At 27.7% G+C, this 678-nt stretch carries 1 protein-coding gene; it reads left to right on the forward strand.

Going from position 1 to position 678, the window contains the following annotated elements; all coding sequences use genetic code 11:
- Positions 1 to 543 (forward strand): hypothetical protein (locus K8Z87_RS13835; protein ID WP_227478166.1); only part of this gene is annotated, 543 nt, incomplete at its 5' end.
- Positions 544 to 678 lie beyond the last annotated feature (135 nt).

The raw sequence follows: 678 nt of genomic DNA on the forward strand, positions 1-678 counted from the left end.
CACGTTACCCAACATAAAAAAATGAAGAGAATTATAATATTTTTAGCCTTAGTATCTGTAATTGGATGTAGTGAGAAAGAAGACTCAGATAACTCTGAGAATAATACAGATATTAATTTGGTAACAGGAATTAATTTAATAGATTTTACAGGAGGAAAAATAGGTCAATTGGGAAATCCAAATGAATTAAATATGATTAATTTTGGTCTATATCCAAACCCAACAGTTAATATTTTGAATTTATATTCAATGGGAAATATATCTAAAATTTGGATTAGACCTGCGAAATCAAGTAAAAACTATTTACAAACTGATTTTGAAACAGTACTAAATTCGGAATTGTACTCTGAAAATGAAATTGAAACAAATACAAAACTAAAATTAACGAATTCAGATTTATCGAAAATCAAAATAGATTTAGGAGGTTTGGAAATTGGTTATTATAGAGTTTTTGTGAAAGTAGACGGAATTATATTTTGGAGAAATATTTATGTAGGAACGAATACTTCTGAATTAGATAATTTAAAAAAAGATTGGAATTAAAACGTTGGGTAACACCGTGTATATTTTATTGCTTTCTTTTAGCCAACTTACGAAAATCCTCGCGGATTTTCTATTCAGTAATTATTTGCTAACTTTACACTAAACCAACGCAACAAAGCATACACAAACACGTTG

The sequence above is a fragment of the Winogradskyella immobilis genome (assembly GCF_021887715.1).
Taxonomy (GTDB): Bacteria; Bacteroidota; Bacteroidia; order Flavobacteriales; family Flavobacteriaceae; genus Winogradskyella; species Winogradskyella immobilis.